General features: G+C 73.2%; 5 protein-coding genes. 1 reads left to right on the top strand and 4 read right to left on the bottom strand.

Translation table 11 applies throughout. The features are described from left to right. Window positions 1-18: 18 nt before the first annotated feature. From CF165_RS07475 to CF165_RS07490, 4 genes are all read right to left on the bottom strand, one after another. Window positions 19-498: a DinB family protein gene (locus CF165_RS07475; RefSeq protein ID WP_093946691.1), complete on the bottom strand. Its 480-nt coding sequence runs from the start codon at window positions 496-498 to the stop codon at window positions 19-21. 78 nt (window positions 499-576) lie between these two features. Beyond that, window positions 577-1,380: an ABC transporter ATP-binding protein gene (locus tag CF165_RS07480; RefSeq protein ID WP_093946692.1), complete on the bottom strand. Its 804-nt coding sequence runs from the start codon at window positions 1,378-1,380 to the stop codon at window positions 577-579. 4 nt (window positions 1,381-1,384) lie between these two features. Then, entirely contained in the window at window positions 1,385-2,443 is a 1,059-nt protein-coding gene (locus CF165_RS07485) for a FecCD family ABC transporter permease (protein ID WP_093946693.1), read from the bottom strand. Window position 2,444: 1 nt separating this feature from the next. Then, window positions 2,445-3,482, bottom strand: coding sequence for a FecCD family ABC transporter permease (locus CF165_RS07490; protein WP_093946694.1), 1,038 nt, complete (start codon window positions 3,480-3,482; stop codon window positions 2,445-2,447). A 135-nt stretch (window positions 3,483-3,617) separates the two neighbouring features. Between CF165_RS07490 and CF165_RS07495 the strand changes: the two genes are divergently transcribed. After that, window positions 3,618-20,747, top strand: a complete 17,130-nt coding sequence (locus tag CF165_RS07495) for a non-ribosomal peptide synthetase (protein ID WP_093946695.1) — start codon at window positions 3,618-3,620, stop codon at window positions 20,745-20,747. Window positions 20,748-20,750 lie beyond the last annotated feature (3 nt).

The following is a 20,750-nucleotide window of genomic DNA, read 5'->3' on the forward strand; positions in this document are numbered from 1 at the left end:
TAGAACACTGTTTCTCACTCACGACAGCTGTTCCCGCAGGATGTCGCCGTGGCCGGTGTGGCGGGCGTATTCCTCGATCAGGAACAGGTAAATGAAGCGGAGGGTGACCTCGCCGACGACCGGGTGCGTCCAGCGGTCGTCGAGGGAGAAGGCCGCCGCGATCTCCCGCGAACGCGCGGTGGTCCCCTCGTGCTCGGCGATCACGTCGGCCACCGTCTCGTCGTCGGCGACGGCGAAACTGGCGTCTCCGGGGGTCGAGGGACCGTCGATCTCGGACTCGTCGAGTCCGGCCACCAGCCACTGGAACCACCGGCGCTCGGCGACGGCCGCGTGCTTGACCAGGGCGATCGGGGTGGTCAGGGACGGCACCAGCCGGCGCCGGGCATCCGCTTCCGACAGGCCTTGCGCGTTCTCGACGAGGGCGAGGCGGCCGCGGTCGAGCATGGCCTCCAGCAGGTCGCGTTCGGGGCCGGTGGTCTTTTCGGGCAGCGCGTACACAGCAGTCAGCTTTCTCGAGGGGGATTCGGCCGGATCGGTCCTCGGGGACGGTGAGGAAGGCCGGGCCCCAGGATAGCGCTAGTTCACCGGTGCCGGGTGGTGGCGGCTGATCGGGATGACCATCGGCGTCCCGCTCACCGGGTCCGGGGTCACCTGGCAGCGAACGTCGAAAACCTCCTCGACGAGGTCCTCCGTGATGACGGAAGCCGGTTCGCCCGAGGCCACGATCCGGCCCGCCTTCATCGCGATCACGTGGTCGGCGTAGCGGCACGCCTGCGGAAGGTCGTGCAGCACCATCACCACCGTCCGGCCCTCGGCGCGGTTGAGGTCGACGACCAGGTCCAGGACGTCGATCTGGTGGGCCAGATCCAGGTACGTCGTGGGTTCGTCGAGCAGCAGCACCGGTGTGCCCTGGGCGACCGCCATCGCGATCCACGCGCGTTGCCGCTGCCCGCCGGACAGCTCGTCCACCGGGCGGTCGGCGAGGTCCGTCAGCGAAGTCGCTTCCAGGGCCGCGCGCACCGCGCCTTCGTCCGAAGTGGACCATTGGCGCCACCAGCTCTGGTGCGGGGCGCGGCCGCGGCCGACGAGGTCGGCCACCGTCATGCCCTCGGGTGCCACCGGGGACTGCGGCAGGATCCCGAGCCGCTGGGCGACCTGGCGGGTCGGCAGGTCGTGGATCGACCGGCCGTCGAGGTACACCCCGCCCGCCTTCGGCGTGAGCAGCCGGGCCAGGGTGCGCAGCAGCGTCGACTTCCCGCACGCGTTGGCCCCGATGATCGCGGTGATCTTCCCGGGCGGGATGTCGAGGTCGAGGCCGTCGATGACGACCCGGTCGTCGTAGGCGACGCGCAGGTCCCGCACTCGCAGGAACGGTGTCATCTTCTCAGCCTCCGGAACCGGATCGGTTGGCCCTGGCCAGCAGCCAGAGCAGCAGCGGGGCGCCCAGCGCGCCGGTCACGATGCCGACCGGCAGCGGGGACGCGGTGATCGAGCGGGCCAGGATGTCGCTGCCCAGCACCACCACCGCGCCGGTGAGCGCGGACGCGGTGAGCGGCGGGGACGCCTGGCGCGCCAGGCGTTGCGCGATCTGCGGCGCGGTGAGCGCGACGAACGAGACCGGGCCCGCCGACGCCGTCGCGAAGGCGACCAGCCCGGCGCCGGCCAGCAGGAGGCCGAGCCGCACCGGCTGGACCGGGGTGCCGAGCCCGGCCGCCACCTCGTCGCCGAGCTGGAGGGTGCGCATCCACCGCGACAGGGCCAGCACCAGCGGCAGCAGCACCGCCAACGCGCAGGCCAGCGGGACGACGTGCGCCCAGCCGCGGTTGGCGAGGTTCCCGACGAGCCAGCCGATCGACGCCTGGGCTTCGGTGATCTGCGCGCGGCTGAGCAGGTAGTCGGTCAGGCTGGTGCACATCGCGAAGACGCCGATGCCCACCAGGATGATCCGGTAGCCGGTGGTGCCGCGCCGCCACGCGAGCACGTACACCAGCAGCCCGGTCAGCAACCCGCCCAGAAGGCCGAGCGTGGTGGTGCCGAGGCCACCGCCGAACCCGAACGAGATCCCCGCGACCACGGCGGTGGCCGCGCCCGCGTTGATGCCGATCATGTCCGGGCTGGCCAGCGGGTTGCGCGTGATGGTCTGGAACACCGCGCCGGACGCGCCGAACGCCAGCCCGGCCAGCAGCCCGGTCAGCGCCCGGGGCAGCCGCAGTTCCTGCACGATGTAGGCGGTGCCGCTGTCCCCGCCGCCGAACACGGCGGAAAGGACGTCGGACACGCCGAGCGGGACGTCCCCGATCGTCATGCCCACGCAGAACAACGCGAACGCCAGCACCGCGAGGACGAGCGAGACGACGGCGAGCCGGAGCCGGATCTGCCCCGACACCGGGGGTTTCGCGAGGCGGAACGTGACGCGGTCGCGCCGCACCTGCAGCAGGCTCATGTCAGGACTCCACGAGCTTGCGGCGGCGGACCAGGTGGATGAAGAACGGCGCGCCGAGGAACGCGACGATCACGCCCGCCCGGACCTCACCGGGCCGAGCCATGACGCGGCCGAGGATGTCCGCGGCCAGCAGCAGGCACGGCGCCAGCACCGCGGTGTAGGGCAGCAGCCACCGGTGGTCGGGGCCGATGACGAACCGCACGGCGTGCGGGACGATAAGCCCGAGGAACACGATCGGCCCCGCGACGGCGACGGACGCGCCGGTCAGCAGCGTGACGGCCAGCGCGCCGCGCAGCCGCAGCGGACCCAGCCGGCGCCCGAGCGCGACGGCGACGTCGTCACCGAGCGCGAGGCTGTTCAGCGCGGGACCGCTCGCGATCGCCAGGACCACTCCGACGAGGAGGAACGGCAGGATCCGCAGCAGCGAACCGCTGTCGACGCCGGCGAGCGAACCGGCCGACCAGAACCGGAAACGGTTGAGCGCCACGGGGTCCGACAGCACCATGGCGCTGGTGAACGACCCGAGCAGGGCCGTGACGGCGGCACCCGCGAGGGCGAGCTTGACCGGGCTCGAGCCGCTGCGGCCGCGGGTGCCGAGGGAGTACACGACCGCGGTGGCGGCGAGCGCGCCGGCGAAGGCGAACCAGACGTAGCCGTAAAGGGAACCGACGCCGAGCACGGTGATCGAGAAGACGATGGCGAACGCCGCCCCGGCGCTGATGCCGAGCAGCCCCGGGTCGGCGAGGGGGTTGCGGGTCAGCGCCTGCATGAGCGTGCCGGCCAGCCCCAGCGCGGCGCCCACCGCGACGGCCAGGAGTGTCCTCGGCAGCCGGACACTGTGGATGATCACGGCGTCGGCCGAACCGTCGTTGTGCCAGAGCACCTGCCAGACCGCGCCGAACGAAATCTCCTTCGACCCCAGCCAAACGCTCAGCACACACAGGAAAACCAGGACACCGAGGGCGGCCAGCAGGCCGAGCGCGCGGCCCGTGTGTGGCGGGCGTCGCTTGAGAGCGATCCCTCCGGGGGCTGTTCGCACCGCACCTCCGACTGGTAGTGATTTAGGTAAGGCTAACCGATGGTACAGGAGTGCATTCTCACCATCCGTTTGTTAGGGTCGCCTAAGTTTGCATCCCGATCGGGGTGCCGTGAGCAGCGGGAGGCTGGTCTACCGGTGAGCAACGGTGACGCTGTGCAGCAGGTGTCGAGGCTCGGGTTCTGGCGTGACCGCCTCGCCTCGGCGCCGAAGGAGCTGCCGCTGCCGGTCGACCGGCCGTACTCCGCCGGGCCCGTCGCGGGACGGCTGGTCAGGCCGTTGCCCGAGGCCGGCGAGTTGACGGTCCTCGCGGCGTTCACCGTGCTGCTGTCCCGCTATTCGGCCACCGCCGACGTCGTGGTCGGCGTCGGCTCGCTGGTGCCGCTCCGGGTCGATCTCGGTGGTTCGCCGGGCTTCGCCGAGGTCGTGACGCGGGTGCGTGAGGCGCACGAAGAGGCCCTGGCGCACGAGGTCCCGTTCGACGACCTGGTCGCCGAGGTGGGGCCCGAGCCGGGGCGCGGGGGATCGGTGCTGGTCAACGTCGGTTTCGGCGCCGAGACCGACCTCCCGCTCGACCTGAACCTCACGGTCGCCGACGGCGTCCTGGTGGCCGGATACCGCGCCGACGTCCTCGACGAGTCCACTGTGGACCGCATGCTCACGCATCTCGAGCACCTCCTGGCCGACGCGCTCGAGCGTCCACAGTGCCCGGTCGGGCGGCTGGAAGTCGTGCCGGAACCGGAACTGCGCCGGATCCTCGAAGACTGGAACGACACGGACCTCGACACGCCGCTGTCGACCCTGCCGGAGCTGTTCGCCGCCCGCGTCCGGGAAGCACCGGACGCGGTGGCGCTGGTCTTCGAAGACGAAGAACTGACTTACGCGGAACTGGACGCGCGCGCCAACCGGCTCGCCCACGTCCTCGTGGGACGCGGCGCCGGGCCCGAACGCGTGGTCGCGCTGGCCGTGCCGCGGTCGCTCGAGATGATCGTGGCCGAGCTGGCCGTGCTCAAGGCCGGGGCCGCCTACCTGCCGCTGGACCAGGACTACCCAGCCGAGCGCATCGCGTTCATGGTCGCCGACGCGCGCCCGGTCTGCGTGGTGACCACCGCCGACCTCGCGGACCGCTTCGACGGCGATGTCCTGCTCCTCGACGAAATCGACCTCGCCACGGGCCCGGACACGGACCCGCGCGCGGAGATCGTCCCGGCGAACGCGGCGTACGTCATCTACACGTCCGGGTCGACCGGCCGCCCCAAGGGCGTCGTCGTTTCCCACGCGGGCGTGGCGAAGCTCGTCGCGACGCAGTCGGAGCGCTTCGGTGTGGGGCCGCACAGCCGGGTGCTGCAGTTCGCGTCGCCGAGTTTCGACGTCGCGTTCTGGGACCTGTGCCTCGGTCTGCTTTCGGGCGGCCGCCTGGTCATCGTTCCCGCCGAGCGGCGCGTGCCCGGCCTCGAGCTGGCCGAATACGCGCACGCCCACGGCGTCGACTTCATGATCCTCCCGCCCGCGCTGCTCGCGGAACTCCCCGAGGACTGCGACCTGCCGCGCGACAGCGTGCTGCTGGCGGGCACCGAGCGGGTGTCGCCGGAGCTGGTCAAGAGGTGGGCGCCGGGACGGCGGATGTTCAACGCCTACGGCCCGACCGAAGCCACGACCAACTCGACGCTCGGGCTCTGCGACCCCGGGATCGCCCCCGGCTCGGCCGTGCCGATCGGCGTGCCGGACCCGGGCACCCGCGCTTACGTCCTCGACGCGTACCTCGCGCCGGTCCCGGTCGGGGTCGCCGGGGAGCTGTACCTGGCGGGATCCGGTCTGGCGCGCGGCTATCTCGGGCGGCCGGGGCTGACGGCGGAGCGGTTCGTGGCGGACCCGTTCGGTTCGGGCGGGCGGCTCTACCGCACGGGCGACCTGGTGAAGTGGCTGGCGGACGGGCGGCTGGTGTTCCTGGGCCGGGCCGACGACCAGGTCAAGATCCGCGGCTACCGCATCGAGCCGGGCGAGATCGAGTCGGTCCTCGCCGAGCACCCGCGCGTCGGCCAGTCGGTCGTCGTCGCCCGGGACGGCCAACTGGTCGCCTACGCCGTGCCGGTGCCCGACCGCGACCAAGCGGCCGAGCAGGGTCACGTCGACGAATGGCACGACGTCCACGAGGAGATGCTCGCCGGTTCGACGGGCATCGAGGAGAACTTCGCCGGCTGGAACTCCAGCTACGACGGCTCCGAGATCCCGCTCGAAGAGATGCGGGAGTGGCACGCGGCGACGATCGAACGGATCCGGGCCCTGCGGCCGAAGCGGGTGCTGGAGATCGGCGTCGGCAGCGGCTTGATCCTCTCGCGGATCGCACCGGACGCCGAAACCTATTGGGGTGTCGACCTTTCCGAGAGCGCGGTCGAGAACGTCCGGCGCGAGGTCGCCGCGACGCCCTTCGCGAACAAGGTCCATCTGGCCGCGCGGCCGGCGCACGACCTGGGTGAATTGCCGGACGAGCCGTTCGACACCGTGGTCGTCAACTCCGTCGCGCAGTACTTCCCGAGCGCGGACTACCTCGCCGAGGTCGTCCGGACCGCCGCCGGCGTCCTGAAGCCGGGCGGGACGATCTTCCTCGGCGACATCCGCAACCTCCGCTCGCTGCGGGCGTTCCGCACGGCGGTCGAGCTGCGGCACGGCCGGGGTGACGTCGCCGCGGTCGACCAGGCGATCGCGCGCGAGGGCGAGCTGGTGCTCGACCCCGACTTCTTCCCGGCACTGGCGCGCGACCTGGACGGCTTCGACGACGTCGACCTGTGGGTCAAGCGCGGCACCGCGCACAACGAGCTGACCCGGCACCGCTACGACGTCGTCCTGCGGAAGGCACCGAAGCCGGCCCCGGTCGACGAGCAGGTCGTCGCGTTCGGCGACCTCGGGGCGGTGGAACGGTTCCTGGCCGCCGAGACGCCGTCGCGGCTGCGGGTCACCGGGATCCCGGATGCGCGGCTGGCCGGGGAGCTGGCGGCGCTCCGCGCTCTGGACACCGGCGACGCCGACGCGGCCCTGGCCGCCCTCGAGCGGCGCGACGGCGTCGACCCCGAAGCCCTGCACCGGCTCGGCGAACAGGCCGGCTACCGCGTCGCGGTGACGTGGGCGGCCGAGAGCGGCGAACTGGAGGCTGTCTTCATGCGCCCCAATGTGGCGTTCGGTGCATCCAACGCACCGAACGCCACATTGGGTGCGTCTGACGCACCCAACGCCACATTGGGGCGTTCGGGCGCAGACGGAACCGTGTACCGGCCGGTGCGCCCGGCCGGCGCGCCCGCGTCCTACGCCAACAACCCCGCCGCCCGGCGCGAAACCGGGGCGCTCGTTGCGTCGCTTCGGGCGCACGTGCGGGACCGGCTGCCGTTGTACATGGTGCCTTCGGCGTTCGTCGTGCTGGACAAGCTGCCGGTGCTGGCGTCGGGCAAGCTGGACCGCAAGGCCCTGCCGAGCCCGGAGCGGTTCACCGCGGGGCCGGGCCGCGCGCCCCGCAGCCCCGTCGAGCAGCTGCTGTGCGAGATGTTCGCCGACGTCCTCGGCCTGCCGCAGGCCGGGCCCGACGACGACTTCTTCGCCCTCGGCGGCCACTCGCTGCTGGCCACCCGGCTGATCCAGCGGATCCGCGCGGCCGCCGGCGCCGAGATCCCGGTGCGGGCGGTGTTCGACGCGCCGACACCGGCCGCGCTCGCGGAACTGGTGTCCGGGACCGTCACCGGCACCGGGCGGCCGCCGCTCGTCCGCGTCCCCGAGCGGCCGGACCGGCTGCCGCTGTCGTTCGCGCAGCAGCGGCTGTGGTTCCTGCACGGGCTGGACGGCGGCTCGGCGACCTACAACGTCCCGCTCGTCGTGCGGCTGGCCGGGGAGCTGGACGTCGAGGCGCTGCGCGCCGCGCTGAACGACGTCGTCGCGCGGCACGAGACACTGCGGACGGTCTTCCCGGCCGCCGACGGCGAGCCGTACCAGCGGGTCCTCGACGAAAGCACGGTGGAGCTGCCCGTCCGCACGGTGTCCGAGTCCGAAGTGGACACCGCGGTGGCCGGCCTGGTCCGCGAGGTCTTCGACCTCGGCGACGGCGTGCCGCTGCGCGCCGCGCTGCTGGCGCTCGACCCGCGCCGGCACGTGCTGGTCGTCGTCCTGCACCACATCGCCGCCGACGGCTGGTCGCTGTCCCCGCTGTGGCGCGACATCGCGACGGCCTACCGCGCCCGGCTGCACGGCGAAGCTCCACAGTGGACGCCGTTGCCGGTGCAGTACGCGGACTACACGCTCTGGCAGCGCGATCTCCTCGAAGCCGAAGAGGCCGCCCAGCTCGGCTACTGGCGCGAGGCGCTCGACGCCCTGCCCGAGCGGATCACTCTCCCGCTCGACCGGCCGCACCCGGCGGTCTCCGCCCACCGCGGCGAGTTCTTCACCTTCACCTGGGACGCCGGGCTCCAGGCCGGGCTCGCCGAACTCGCGCGGGCGTGCGGCGCGAGCCCGTTCATGGTCGTGCACGCGGGCCTGACGGCGCTGCTGTCGCGGCTCGGTGCCGGCCCCGACATCCCCATCGGTACCCCGATCGCCGGCCGCACCGACCCGGCACTGGACGACCTCGTCGGGTTCTTCGTCAACACGCTCGTCCTGCGCGTCGACACCGGCGGCGACCCGTCGTTCCGCGACCTCGTCGCCCGGGTCCGCGAGCGGAGCCTCGACGCCTACAACCACCAGGACGTCCCGTTCGAGCGCCTTGTCGAAGTGCTGAACCCGGCCCGGTCGCTGGCGCACCACCCGCTGTTCCAGACCATGCTCGCCTGGCAGAACACCCCCGGCACCGCCGCCGGGCTGCCCGGCCTCACCGTGACCACGCGGCACGTGGGCACCGGCACGGCCAAGTTCGACCTCTGGTTCTCCTTCACCGAACGGGAAGGTGGCCTGGACGGCGAGGCCGAGTTCAACACCGAGGTGTTCGACCGGGCCACCGTGACCGGCCTCCTCGACCGCCTCGAACTGCTGCTGCGGCAGGTCGTCTCGGCCCCGGACCGGCGGCTCGGGTCCCTGGAGGTGCTGACCACGGCCGAACGCGACGGCCTGGACGACGTCTGGTCCGGTGCCGTCCAGGACGTCCCCGCGGTCACCTTGCCCGAGCTGTTCGCCGCCCAGGTGGCGCGGACCCCGGACCACCCCGCCCTGGTCTTCGAGGACGAAGAACTCAGCTACGCCGAGCTGGACGCCGTCTCGAACCGCCTCGCCCGCGTGCTCGTCGCGCAGGGTGCCGGGCCCGAACGCGTGGTCGCGCTGGCCCTGCCGCGCTCGGCGCACCTCGTCACGGCCATCGTCGCCGTCCTCAAGACGGGTGCGGCCTACCTGCCGCTCGACCCCGGCTACCCGGCCGACCGCATCGCGTTCATGCTCGAAGACGCGGAACCGGCGCTCGTGCTGGCCACGGCGGAGACCGCGGTTCCGGGCGCGCTGCTGCTGGACGATCCGGACACCCTCGCCGGAGTCCCGGACGCGCCACTCGACGTCGTGCTCCGGCCCGAGAACCCCGCGTACGTCATCTACACGTCCGGTTCGACGGGCCGCCCCAAGGGCGTCGTCGTGCCGCACGCCGGGATCGTCAACCGGCTGCTGTGGATGCAACACGAGTACGGCCTCACCGGCGACGACCGAGTGCTGCAGAAGACGCCGTCCAGCTTCGACGTCTCGGTGTGGGAGTTCCTGTGGCCCCTGATCACCGGCGCCACGGAGGTCCTGGCCCGGCCGGACGGCCACAAGGACCCCGCTTACCTCGCCCGGCTGATCCGGGATCGCGGGATCACGACCGTCCACTTCGTCCCCTCGATGCTCCAGGTCTTCCTGCAGGAACCGACCGCGGCGGAGTGCACGAGCCTGCGCCGCGTCCTGTGCAGTGGCGAAGCCCTGCCGCCGGACGCCGTCGCGCAGTTCGGCCGGGTGCTCGGCGCCGAACTGCACAACCTCTACGGCCCGACCGAAGCCTCGGTGGACGTCACCTCGTGGCGAGCGTCCACTGAGGACAGGACTGTCCCCATCGGACGTCCGGTGTGGAACACCCGGACGTACGTCCTCGATGCCGCCCTCCGCCCGGTGCCGCCGGGCACACCGGGGGAGCTGTACCTCGCCGGCGTCCAGCTCGCCCGCGGCTACCTCGGCCGGCCCGGGCTGAGCGCGGAACGGTTCGTCGCCGACCCGTTCGGCGCGCCCGGCTCCCGGATGTACCGCACCGGCGACCTCGCCCGCTTCCGCCCCGACGGCGTGCTGGAGTTCCTCGGCCGCGGCGACGAGCAGGTCAAGATCCGCGGCTTCCGCGTCGAGCCCGGCGAGATCGCCGCGACGCTGTCCGCGCACGACGACGTCGCCCACGCCGTCGTCGTGGCCCGCGAAGACCGGCCGGGCGACGTCCGCCTGGTCGGGTACGTCGTGCCCCACGGCACCCCCGCCGGCGCCTTGCCCGCCGAACTGCGGGCACTGGCCGCCGCCCGGCTGCCGGACCACATGGTGCCGTCGGCGATCGTGCTGCTCGACGCGCTCCCGGTGACGGCCAACGGCAAGCTCGACCGCCGCGCGCTGCCGTCGCCGGACCCGGTGACGCCGACGTCCGGCCGGGCACCGCGCACCCCGGTCGAACGGCAGCTGTGCGAGCTGTTCGCCGACGTCCTCGGCCTGCCGCGGGTCGGCCCGGACGACAGCTTCTTCGCCCTCGGCGGCCACTCGCTGCTGGCCACCCGGCTGATCGCGCGGATCCGCGCGGCCCTGGGCGCCGAAGTCGAGATCCGGTCGGTGTTCGAGACGCCGACCCCCGCGGGCCTGGCCGGGGTGCTCGCCACCGGCGCCGGGGCCGCGCGCCCGCCGCTGGTGCCGATGCGGCGGCCGTCGCGCGTGCCGCTGTCGGGCGCCCAGCAGCGGCTGTGGTTCCTGCACCACCTCGAAGGCCCGTCGGCCACCTACAACGTCCCGCTGGTCATGCGGCTCGAAGGCGAGGTCGACGTCGAGGCCCTGCGCACGGCGCTGGCCGACGTGGTCGGCAGGCACGAGGCGCTGCGGACCCGGTTCCCGCAGCGGGACGGCGTGCCGTACCAGGAAATCCTGCCCGTCGAGGACGCGGGCGTCTCGCTCCGGGTGCGCCCGGTCGACGACCTCGGCGACGCGCTGACCGGGCTCGTCCGCGGCCCGTTCGACCTCGAGCGGCACGTGCCGATGCGCGCCGAGCTGCTGCGCGTGGGCGATCGGGAGCACGTCTTCGCCTTGGTGTTCCACCACATCGCGTCCGACGGCTGGTCGATGGCCCCGCTGTGGCGGGACATCGCCACGGCCTACGCCGCCCGCCGCGCCGGTGAAAGTCCACAATGGACGCCGCTGCCGGTCCAGTACGCGGATTACACGCTTTGGCAGCGCGATCTGCTCGGCCGCGAGGACGACCCGGACAGCGTCCTGTCCGCCCAGCTGGAGTACTGGCGCGACGCGCTGGACGGCCTGCCGGACCGGATCGAGCTGCCCCTGGACCGCCCGCACCCGGCCGTCGCGACGTTCCGCGGCGAGCTGCACACGTTCACCTGGGACGCCGGACTGCACGCCCGGCTGGCCGGGCTGGCCCGTGAGTGCGGCGCGAGCGTGTTCATGGTCGTGCACGCGGCGCTGGCCGCGCTGCTCACGCGGCTGGGCGCGGGCACCGACGTGCCGGTCGGCTCGCCCATCGCCGGCCGCACCGACCAGGCCCTCGACGACCTCGTCGGGTTCTTCGTCAACACGCTCGTCCTGCGCGTCGACACCGGGGGCGAGCCGTCGTTCCGCGACCTGGTGGCGCGCGTCCGCGAGCGCAACCTCGACGCGTACGCCCACCAGGACGTCCCGTTCGAGCGGCTGGTCGAGTTGCTGAACCCGGCGCGGTCGCTGTCGTACCACCCGCTGTTCCAGGTGATGATCGCCGGGCAGAACAACGCCCGCGCCGAGGTCGTCCTGCCCGGCTTGGCCGTCTCCGAGATCCCGGTGACCACCGGGACGTCGAAGTTCGACCTCGCGATCTCGCTGACCGAGCGCGACGCCGGGATCGCGGGCGTGCTGGAGTTCAACGCCGACGTCTTCGACTACGCGGGTGCTCACGCGATCCTGCGGCGGCTCGAAGTGCTGCTGCGTGCGGCGCTGGCCGAACCGGACCGCCCGGTCGGGGCCCTGGACCTCCTCGCCGGCGACGAGCGCGACCGGGTGCTCGGCCGGTGGGCCGGATCCCTCGAACCGGCGGGCGCCGAGACCTTCCCGGCGCTGTTCGCCCGCCGTGTCGCCGAGGCGCCGGACGCGGTGGCGCTCGTGTTCGAAGACGTCGAACTCACCTACGCCGAAGTCAATGCCCGCGCGAACCGGCTCGCGAACCTGCTGGTCGAACGCGGCGCCGGGCCGGAGCGGGTCGTCGCGCTGGCCGTGCCGCGGTCCGTGGACATGGTCGTGGCCGAACTGGCGGTGCTCAAGGCGGGTGCTGCCTACCTCCCGGTCGACGTCGACTACCCGGGCGACCGGATCGCCTACATGGTCGGCGACGCGGCCCCGGTCTGCGTGGTGACGACGCGGGAGAGCGACGCGAAGCTGCCCGCCGACGTCCCGCGGGTCCTCCTGGAGGATCCGGCCCTGGCCGGAATGTCCACAGAGGACCCGGCGGTGGGGGTCAAGCCGGAGAACGCGGCGTACGTGATCTACACCTCCGGCTCGTCCGGACGGCCGAAGGGCGTCGTCCTCCAGCACTCCGGCGTCGCCAAGCTCGTCGCGACCCAGGTCGAGCGCTTCGGCGTCGGCCCGCACAGCCGGGTGCTGCAGTTCGCGTCGCCGAGTTTCGACGTCGCGTTCTGGGACCTGTGCCTCGGCCTGCTTTCGGGCGGCCGCCTGGTCGTCGTCCCGGCCGAACGCCGCGTCGCCGGACCTGCGCTGACCGAGTACGCGCACCGGCACGGCGTCGACTTCATGATCTTGCCGCCCGCCCTGCTCGACGCCATGCCGGAGGACTGCGACGTCCCGCGGGACAGCGTGCTGCTGGCCGGGACCGAGCGGGTGTCGCCGGAGCTGGTCAAGAGGTGGGCGCCGGGACGGCGGATGTTCAACGCCTACGGCCCGACCGAAGCCACGACCAACTCGACGCTCGGGGAAAGTGACCCGGCCGAGCTGGCGGACGCGACCGTCGTCCCGATCGGCATCCCCGACCCCGGCACCCGGGCGTACGTGCTCGACGCCGGGCTGAGGCCGGTGCCGCCGGGTGTGGTCGGAGAGCTGTACCTCGCCGGATCGGGCCTGGCGCGTGGCTATCTCGGCCGGCCGGGGCTGACGGCGGAGCGGTTCGTCGCGGATCCGTTCGGTTCGGGTGGGCGGCTGTACCGGACCGGTGACCTGGTGAAGTGGCTGCCGGACGGGCGGCTGGTGTTCTTGGGCCGCGCCGACGACCAGGTCAAGATCCGCGGCTACCGCATCGAACCGGGCGAGATCGAGGCCGTGCTGGCCGAGCACCCGGCCGTCGGGCAGTCGGTGGTGCTCGCGCAGGACGGGCGGCTCGTCGCCTACGCCGTCCCGGCCGCCGGCCGTGACGAGGAAGCCGAGCTGGACCACGTCGGCGAGTGGCGCGAGCTGCACGAGAACGTGTTCACCGACGCGGCCGCGGGCGGGCTGGACGAGAACTTCACCGGCTGGAACTCCAGCTACGACGGCTCCGAGATCCCCCTGGAAGAGATGCGGGAGTGGCACGCGGCGACGATCGAACGTATCCGGGCCCTGCGGCCGAAACGGGTCCTGGAGATCGGCGTCGGCAGCGGCCTGATCCTGTCCCGGATCGCGCCGGACGCCGAGGAGTACTGGGGCGTCGACCTGTCCGAGCGGGCGATCGCCAACCTGCGCCGGGAACTCGCCGGGACGGCGTTCGCGGGCAAGGTCCACCTGGCCGCGCGGCCGGCGCACGACCTGGGCACGCTGCCGGACGAGCCGTTCGACACGGTGATCGTCAACTCCGTCGCGCAGTACTTCCCGAGCGTCGGCTACTTCGCCGAGGTCGTCCGCACGGCCGCGGCGCGGGTCCGCCCCGGCGGCGTGATCTTCCTCGGCGACATCCGCAACCTGCGTTCGCTGCGGGCGTTCCGGACCGCGACCGAGCTGCGGCACGGCCGCCGTGACATCGCCGCGGTGGATCAGGCGATCGCCCGGGAAGGCGAACTCGTCCTCGACCCGGACTTCTTCGCGGCGCTGGCCCGTGAGCTGGACGGCTTCGACGACGTCGACCTGTGGGTCAAGCGCGGTCACGCCCACAACGAGCTGACTCGCCACCGCTACGACGTCGTCCTGCGGAAGGCGCCGAGGCCCGCCGCGGCCGACGAGCAGGTCGTGACGTTCGAGTCCGTCGCCGAGCTGGACCGGCTCCTGGAAACGCGCCCGGAGCGGCTGCGTGTCACCGGCGTGCCGAACGCGCGGCTGGCCGGCGAACTCGCCGCCGTCGCCGCACTGGCCGCCGGGGACGCCGACGCGGCACTGTCCGCTTTGGACGGCAAGGCCGGGGTGGATCCCGAGACACTGCAGGAACTCGGCGAGCGCCACGGCTACCGCGTGTACGCGACGCTCACCACGGACGAAGGCGCCCTGGAAGTCGTGTTCACCACCGGGGAGCCGACGCGGATCCACCGCGTCCGCCCGGTGCGGGCCGCCCTGGAAGCGCTGGGCAACCACCCGGCCGGGCAGCGGGACACGAACGCGCTGGTGGCAGCCCTGCGGACGCACGTCCGCGACCGGCTGCCGCAGTACATGGTGCCGTCGGCCTTCGTGATCCTCGACCGGCTGCCGCTGCTGGCCTCCGGCAAGCTCGACCGCCGCGCCCTGCCGAGCCCGGACAAGCAGGCGGTCACCGCAGGCCGGGCCCCGCGGACGCCGGCCGAAGAAGTCCTTTGTGGTCTGTTCGCCGAGGTCCTCGACGCCGCGTCGGTCGGCGTCGACGACGACTTCTTCGCCCTCGGCGGGCACTCGCTGATGGCGACGCGGCTGGTCGCGCGGCTGCGCGCGGTCTTCGGCGTCGAACTGCAGGTACGGTCGGTGTTCGAGGCGCCGACGGTCGCCGGGCTGGCCGCGCTGCTGTCCACCGCCGAGCAGGCTCGTCCGGCACTGGTGCGCGCCGACCCGCGGCCGGACGTGCTGCCGCTGTCGTTCGCCCAGCAGCGGCTCTGGTTCCTGCACCGGCTCGAAGGCCCGTCGGCGACGTACAACATGCCGAGCGCGGTCCGGCTGACCGGAGACCTGGACGTCGGCGCACTGCGGGCCGCGCTGTCCGACGTGGTCGAACGTCACGAAGCCTTGCGCACCGTCTTCCCCGAGGTTGGTGGCGAGGCCCGGCAGCTGGTCCTCGACGACGTGAGGATCCCGCTGCCGCTGCGCACGGTCACCGAGGCCGTGCTCGCCGACGCGGTGTCCGAAGTGGCCGGCACGGTGTTCCGGCTGGAGTCGGAGATTCCGCTCCGGGCGGAACTGCTGCGCCTGGGGGACCGGGAGCACGTCCTCGTGCTGGTGTTCCACCACATCGCGTCGGACGGCTGGTCGACCGCGCCGCTGTGGCGCGACCTGGCGACGGCCTACACCGCCCGCCAGGCCGGGGAAGCTCCACAGTGGACCGCGCTGCCGGTCCAGTACGCGGACTACACGCTGTGGCAGCGGGACGTCCTCGGCGAGCCGGTGATCGAACCGCAGCTCGCCTACTGGCGTGAAGCACTGGCGGACCTGCCGGACCGGATCGAGCTGCCCGCCGACCGGCCCCACCCGGCGGAAGCGTCCTACCGCGGCGAGCAGTTCGCCTTCGGCTGGGACGCCGAACTCCACAGCGGACTCGTGGAACTGGCTCGCGCATGCGGCGCCAGCGTGTTCATGGTCGTGCACGCGGGGCTCACCGCGGTGCTCACCCGCCTCGGGGCGGGCACCGACATCCCGCTCGGCACGTCCATCGCCGGCCGCACCGACCAGGCCCTGGACGACCTCGTCGGGTTCTTCGTGAACACCCTCGTCCTGCGCGTGGACACCGGCGGCGACCCGGCGTTCCGGGACCTCGTCGCCCGCGTGCGCGACCGCAGCCTCGACGCCTACGCCCACCAGGACGTCCCGTTCGAACGCCTCGTGGAGGTCCTCAACCCGGCCCGGTCGCTCGCGTACCACCCGCTGTTCCAGACGATGCTCGCCTGGCAGAACAACGCCGTCGCCGACCTCGCGCTGCCCGGCCTGACCGCCGTGGAGGAGCCGGTCCGCACCGGCACCGCCCGGGCCGACCTGACGTTCTTCGTCGGCGAACAGCCCGGCCACCAGGCCGGGATCCGCGGTACCGCGGAGTACAACAGCGACGTCTTCGACCGCGCGAGCGTCGAAGCGATCCTCGACCGGCTCCGGACGCTGCTGCGCGCGGTCGTGGCCGACCCGGACACCCGGATCGGCGCCGTCGACCTGCTCACCGAGGCCGAGCACGAACAGCTAGCCGCCGCCCCCGCGACACCCCTGCCCGCCGAGACGGCCGCCGAGCTGTTCGCCGCGCAGGTGGCCCGGACACCGGACGCGACCGCACTGGTCTTCGGTTCCGCGCGGCTCACGTATGCCGACCTGGACGCTCAGGCCACCACGCTCGCCCACGCGCTGCTCGCGCGAGGCGCGGGCCCGGAACGGGTGGTGGCGGTCGCGCTGCCACGGTCGCCTGACCTGGTCGTCGCCCTCCTGGCGGTGCTCAAAACCGGCGCCGCGTACCTGCCCCTCGACCTCAATCACCCGGCGGAACGCATCGAACTGATGCTCGCCGACGCGGCACCGCACCTGGTCATCGCGGTGGACGGCTTCGGCGACCGCCTGGTCCGGCCCGGCGACACCGGGCCGGAACCGGCCTGGCCCGCGATCAGCCCGGACCACCCGGCGTACGTCATCTTCACGTCCGGCTCCACAGGCCGTCCGAAGGCCGTCGCGGGAACCCAGCGGGCGCTCGCCAACCGGCTCCACTGGGGCCGGGACGTCGCCCATGGCGTGCGCGTGGCCAAGAGCGCACTGACGTTCATCGACGGCTCGACCGAGCTGCTCGGCGGCCTCGTCGCGGGCGACCCGGTGGTCCTCGCCGACGACGCGACAGCCACCGACCCGATGGCCCTGGCCGAATTCGTCCGCGAGTCCGGCGCACAGGTGCTCACCGTGGTCCCGAGCCTGCTCGACAGCTTCGCCGAGGACGCCCCGGCCGCCGCGTTCGAGTCGGTGACCACGTGGATCACCAGCGGCGAGCCGCTTTCCACCGCGCTCGCGGAGAAGGTCGCGGCCCGGTGGCCGTCGGCGAAACTGGTCAACCTGTACGGCTGTTCGGAGGTCGCGGGCGACAGCCTGGCCCACGTCTGCGACGGGTCCGTGGCCGTCGGGCGGCCGATCGCGAACACCCGCGCGTACGTCCTCGACGCCGGTCTCCGTCCGGTGCCGCCGGGCGTGCGCGGCGAGCTGTACCTGGCCGGTGCCGGGCTCGCGCGGGGTTACCTCGGCCGTCCGGCGCTCACCGCGGAGCGGTTCGTCGCCTCGCCGTTCGAGCCGGGGGAGCGCATGTACCGCACCGGCGACCTGGTCCGGCGGCGCGCCGACGGCGCACTGGAGTTCCTCGGCCGCGCGGACCAGCAGCTCAAGATCCGCGGCTTCCGCGTCGAGCCGGGCGAAGTCGAGGCCGTGCTGACGACGGACGACTCGGTGGCGCGCGCGGTCGTGATCGCCCGCGAAAACCGGCTGATCGCTTACGTGGCACCGTCGGGCGACCCGGTGGCGCTGCGGGCCCGGGTGGCCGAGCAGCTGCCGGAGTACCTGGTGCCGTCGGCCGTCGTGGTCTTGCCCGAGTTGCCGGTCAACGCCAACGGGAAACTCGACCGCGCCGCATTGCCCGACCCCGAGGTCCGGACCTCGGGGCGCGTCGCGCGAACCCCGGCCGAGCAGGCGCTGGGCGAGCTGTTCGCCGACGTTCTCGGCGTCCCGGCGGTCGGCCCCGACGACGGCTTCTTCGCGCTCGGCGGGCATTCGCTCCTGGCGACGCGGCTGGTCAGCCGGATCCGGGCCCTGCTCGGCGTCGAGGTGCCGATCCGGGCGGTGTTCGACGCGCCGACCCCGGCCCGGCTCGCCGGGCTCCTCGACCCGGGACGCAGGAGCCGGCCGGCACTGCTCCCGGCCGAGCGGCCCGACGTGCTGCCGCTTTCGTTCGCGCAGCAGCGGCTGTGGTTCCTCGACCGCCTGGACGGGCTGAACGCGACGTACAACATCCCGTGGGCGTGGGAGCTGACCGGCCCGGTCGACGTCGGCGCGCTGCGCGCCGCGCTGACCGATGTCGTGGCGCGCCACGAGATCCTCCGGACGCTCCTCGTCGAAGAGCAGGGCACGCCGCGGCAGGTCGTCCTCGACCGGGCCGAGCCGGTGCTGGTCACCGAGACCGTCGACGCGGCGGACCTCGACGAGCGCGTCACCGCAGCGGCGTCGTACTGCTTCACCCTCGACACCGAGATCCCCGTGCGGGCCACCCTCGTGTCGGCCGGACCCCAGCGGCACGTGTTCGTGCTGCTGGTGCACCACGTCGCGGGCGACGGCTGGTCGCTTCCGCCGCTGAAGCGCGACCTCGACACCGCCTACGCCGCCCGGCTCCGCGGCGAGCGTCCACAATGGACCGATCTGCCGGTGCAGTACGCGGACTACACGCTGTGGCAGCGGGAGATGTTCGGCCGGGCGAGCGACCCGGACAGCGTCCTCGGCCGCCAGGCCGCGTTCTGGCGGGAAGCCCTCGCGGACCTCCCCGACGAGCTGGCGCTCCCGGCGGACCGGCCGCGCCCGGCGCGGTCGACGAACCGCGGTGCCGCCGTGCCGTTCACCGTGCCCGCCGACGTCCACCGCGGCCTGCGGGAACTGGCCCACGGCAGCGACACCAGCACGTTCATGGTGCTGCAGGCGGCGCTGGCCGCCCTGCTGACCCGGCTCGGCGCCGGCACCGACATCCCCCTGGGGACGCCGGTGGCCGGCCGCACCGACCACGCCCTGGACGACCTCGCCGGGTTCTTCGTCAACACCCTGGTGCTGCGGACCGACACCGGCGGCGACCCGACGTTCCGGGAGCTGCTGGCCCGCGTCCGCGAGGCCGATCTCGCCGCGTACGCCCACCAGGACCTGCCGTTCGAGCACCTCGTCGAGCTGCTCAACCCGCCCCGGTCGCTGGCCCGGCACCCGCTGTTCCAGGTCATGCTCGCGGTCTACCACTCGGGCTCGGAGGACGGACGGCTGCTCGGGCTCGACGCGTCCTACCGGGACACCGGGCTGCGCCAGGCGAAGTTCGACCTGTCCTTCGACCTGGTCGAAACGGCCGAGGGCATCGACGGCGACCTCGAATACAGCCTCGACCTCTTCGACGAACCGACCGCCCGGACGCTCACCGAGCGCCTGGTCAGGGTGATGGCGGCGGTCGTCGCGGACCCGGACCGGCCACTGAGCCGGATCGACGTCCTCGGCTCTCTCGAGCGGGACCGGATCCTGCGCGACTGGGGTACCGGTGCGCCGCTGACGGTTTCGGCGCCGACGGTCGTCGACCGGCTGGCCGCGCAGGTGGCGGCCACCCCGGACGCGATCGCGCTGAGCGATGCCCGCGAGAGCCTCACGTTCGCGGAGTTCGCCGCGCGGACCGACCGGCTCGCCCGGTGGCTCGCGGCTCGGGGCGCGGGTCCGGAGAAGGTCGTGGCGCTGGTGCTGCCCCGGTCGGCGGCGGTCGTCGAGGCGATCTTCGGCGTGTTCAAGACGGGCGCGGCCTACCTGCCGGTGGACCCGGACCAGCCGGCGGACCGGATCTCGGCGATCCTCGCCGACGCCGGTGCCGCGCTGGTGCTCACCAGCCGTTCACTGGCTTCGCCGGTCCCGGGCGCGCTGTTCGCCGAGGACATTGTGGACAGTGACGCTGCGCTGACCCCGCCGTCGCCCGCCAACCCGGCGTACGTGCTCTACACGTCCGGCTCGACGGGCAAGCCGAAGGGCGTCGTCATCCCGCACTCCGGGCTGGTGAACCTGTTCCACAGCCACCGCGAGACGCTCTACCGCCCGGCGGTCGCGGCCGCGGGCGGGCGGCGGCTGCGGGTCGGGCACGCGTGGGCGTTCTTCTTCGACGCATCGTGGCAGCCGCAGCTGTGGCTGCTCGACGGGCACGAGGTGCACGTCGTCGACGACGACACCCGCCGCGACCCGGACCGGCTGGCGGCGGTGGTGCGCGACCGCGGGCTCGACTTCCTCGAACTCACGCCGTCGCACTTCGCCCAGCTGGCCGCGGCCGGGGTGATCTCGGACGGCCGGTGCGCACTCGGCGTGGTCGGCGTCGGCGGTGAAGCCGTTTCGCAGCCGTTGTGGGAGCAGCTGCGGTCGATGCCGGGGACCGAGGCGTACAACCTCTACGGCCCGACCGAGGCCACTGTGGACGCTCTGGTCGGCCGCTTCCGCGACGCCGCGCGGCCGGTGATCGGCCGTCCCGTGCACAACGCGCGCGCCTACGTCCTCGACGGCGGCCTCTCGCCGGTCCCGGCCGGGGTGCCCGGCGAGCTCTACCTGGCCGGTGCCGGCCTGGCCCGTGGCTACCACGGCCGTCCCGCGCTCACCGCGGACCGGTTCGTCGCCGACCCGTTCGGGCCGCCGGGGGAGCGGATGTACCGCACCGGCGACCTCGTGCGGTGGCGGCCCGGCGGGCATCTCGAATACCTCGGCCGCACCGACGACCAGGTGAAGATCCGCGGCTTCCGGATCGAGCCCGGCGAGATCGAGACGGCGCTGACCCGGCACGACGACGTTCGCCAGGCGCTCGTCGTCGTCCGGGACGAGCGGCTGGTCGCCTACACCACTCCGGAGACCGCGGATCCCGCGCGGCTGCGGGAGTTCCTGGCCCGCTCGCTGCCGGAGTACATGGTGCCCACGGCGATCGTCCCGCTGGAGGCGTTCCCGGTGACCCGCAACGGGAAGCTGGACAAGACGGCGCTCCCGCTGCCCGAGCTGCGGGCCCGCGGCCGGGCGCCGGAGACACCCCTGGAAACGACCCTCTGCGAGATCTTCGCGGAGGTCCTGGACGTCGCCGCCGTCGGCGCCGACGACGACCTGTTCACCCTCGGCGGCCATTCGATGCTGCTCGTGGTCCTGCGCAACCGCATCACCGAGCGGCTCGGGACCGAGCTGGAGATCGCCGAGTTCTTCCGTACCCCGACCGCGGCCGGGCTCGCCGCGCTGCTGACCCGAGACGCGAGGTAACCC

The organism is Amycolatopsis vastitatis (assembly GCF_002234595.1).
Classification (GTDB): Bacteria; Actinomycetota; Actinomycetes; order Mycobacteriales; family Pseudonocardiaceae; genus Amycolatopsis; species Amycolatopsis vastitatis.

What these genes read in the sequence shown, in the direction of transcription:
- CF165_RS07480 (WP_093946692.1), bottom strand. Translation starts at nt 1,380, where the DNA reads ATGACACCGTTCCTGCGAGTGCGGGACCTGCGCGTCGCCTACGACGAC.
- CF165_RS07485 (WP_093946693.1), bottom strand. Translation starts at nt 2,443, where the DNA reads ATGAGCCTGCTGCAGGTGCGGCGCGACCGCGTCACGTTCCGCCTCGCG.